Annotated in this window: 1 pseudogene; it reads right to left on the bottom strand. The window is 71.9% G+C overall.

The features are described from left to right. Window positions 1-680 (bottom strand): annotated as a pseudogene (locus tag A5705_RS22160) (magnesium-translocating P-type ATPase); the annotation flags it as partial. Window positions 681-695: the final 15 nt, after the last annotated feature.

Raw genomic sequence — 695 nt, 5'->3', positions numbered from 1 at the left:
TTGTCGCCGGTGGCGATCTTGAGCTCGATGCCCAGTTCGGCCAGCTGTGCCAGCGACTGGCGCGCCGCGGGTTTGGGTTCGTCGGCGAAGACCAGAAAGCCGGCCAGCGTCAGGTCGTGTTCGTCGTCGGCGGTGAGCTCCGTCAGCTCGGCGGCCGGGCGGGTGGCGACGGCGACCACCCGCCGTCCGGCGGCGAACAAGTCCGCCAGGGTCGCATCCGCGGCCGCCGGCGTCCCGTCGCACCGGTCCAGGACCTGTTCGGGGGCGCCCTTGACGACGAGGAGGCGGTTGCCGTCGTCGTCGACCAACACCGACGTCGCGCGCCGCTCGTGGTCGAACGGCAGCAGCGCGACGCGGCGCACCGCGCCGCCCACCAGTTGCTGTGGCTGCGGGGAGTCCCACAGCGCGGCGTCGAGCGGATTGGCGCTCACCACACCGGATTCCGGGTCGACGTCGGTGGCCAGCAGCCCGAGCCGCCGGACCGGCTCGGCCGGCGCACCGGCCGGATCGATCGTGCCGACCAGGCGGATGCGGCCTTCCGTCAGCGTGCCGGTCTTGTCGGTGATCAGGATGTCGATGTCGCCCAGGTCCTCGATGCACACCAGGCGTTTGACCAGGACCTTGGCCTTGGCCAGTTGCCGCGAGCCGGTCGCCAGGCCGGTGCTGACCACCGCGGGCATCAGCTGCGGTGTGAT

The sequence above is a fragment of the Mycobacterium sp. E787 genome (assembly GCF_001668725.1).
GTDB lineage: Bacteria > Actinomycetota > Actinomycetes > Mycobacteriales > Mycobacteriaceae > Mycobacterium.
This window is presented reverse-complemented; position numbering and strand designations above follow the sequence as displayed.